We start from the raw sequence: 1,568 nt of genomic DNA on the forward strand, positions 1-1,568 counted from the left end.
AAAATATCCCCTGCTTGATAACCCGATAAGAGATGACCTTCAATCTCACCAACATCCGCACATAGCGTATGAAATCCACCAATCTTTCCAGAATTATTCTCTGTATAGCCATCAGGAGCCGTCGGATTTTCCGAAATTTCAAAGGATATCTCAGTCGTCTGATTTTTTATGACGATATATATATAATAATCCTTTCCTGCTTCAATATTTTCTTCAAAAGACGCACTTCCACGCATTGGAATGCGGTAAAAGATGGAGCTATCCCCCTTCTCACCACCACGATAAAAGCGAAAACATGCCCCTTCATTAATCACAAGACCTTTTCTATTTTTCGGATCGGCTTCCAGAATTCTGTGAGGCTGATCAAAACGCACATTCTCTAAAAAATAAGTGGAAAGAGAACCTACCTTACCTTGAAGTTCAGAAAGACTGTTACTGTTCCTCTGTGCCTTCTCTTGAACTTCTGTCAATGCACTCTTCGCTTCTTCCGCTAACACTTTTGCCTCAGAGGCGGCTGTATTTGCAGAATTTGTCGTTGCGGTCACCGTGTCTAATGAACTCTTGACCTCTCCAAGCCCTTGCTTCGTCGTATCAGCTTCTTCTTTTGCTTGCTCCGCAATATTCTTCGCTTCTTCCGCTGTCGACTGGGCTCTATCGGCTACTTCCTTGGCTTCTTCTGCTAAACTTTTAGAACTAGAGGCGGTTTGGCTTGCATGATCACTCGTGGATTTTGCTTCATTGGCTATTGTTTCTAAGCCTTCTGCTTTAGATTTTGCATCGCTAGCCTCTCTTAGTGCTTGATCTACTTTCTCTGTTACACTCTCTGCTGCACTTTTCGCCGATTCCGCCAAACCCTTCGCTTCTGAAGCTGTTTGCGAGGCTTGTTCCACTCCTGTTTGCGCCGATTCGGCAACTATCTTAACAGTTGCAACAGATTCCTTGACTTCAGCACAAGCATTCTTGGATTGTTCTGAAAGAGCTTTTGCCTCTTCTGCCATTTGCTTGGCGGCATCAGATGCACTCTTGGATTCTTCTGCTAATCCCTTGGCTGTATCCGCTGTATCTTTTGCAAGATTAGCGGTTGTCGTAGCTGCTGTAACCGCTTCACCCGTTTTCGTCACCTCTGTAAGCGCTTGATCAGAAACCCTTTTCGATTCCTCTGCAACCTGTTGCGCACTATTTGCACGCGCCATGGATTTTTCAGACTCTTGCCTTGCATTAACAACCTGCTCTAACGGCGCAAAGGTTTCATACGAATACAAAGATGCCGTCCCTAAAATCTTAGGAACAACAACGCTATCTTGCGAAGTTCCTTCTCTGATTTCCTCTTTCGTGGCTATTGGTATCAAATACTCATGACTATGATCGGGGATTTTCATATGCTTTATTCCTCCATTAAACCTAAAATGAACACTCTTTCAAATCTTCAAACTCTTCGCTTAAAGTCTCTAAGCGCTTCTCTAAATCTTTTAACGATCCATCAAGATCGGCTTTCAAAGCGGCTTTCAGTAAATCAAAAACGCCATTAAGCGGCGCATGCACAAATCCTCCCCCCGAATACAAAACGA

At 43.8% G+C, this 1,568-nt stretch carries 1 pseudogene; it reads right to left on the minus strand.

Features of this window, described 5'->3' with window-relative positions:
- Positions 1 to 1,379, minus strand: a pseudogene (locus ACFIKE_RS10330) (hypothetical protein); the annotation flags it as partial.
- Between the last annotated feature and the right edge of the window lie 189 nt (positions 1,380 to 1,568).

This window comes from Bartonella sp. MU70NMGDW, from assembly GCF_042194085.1.
GTDB classification, from domain to species: domain Bacteria; phylum Pseudomonadota; class Alphaproteobacteria; order Rhizobiales; family Rhizobiaceae; genus Bartonella; species Bartonella grahamii.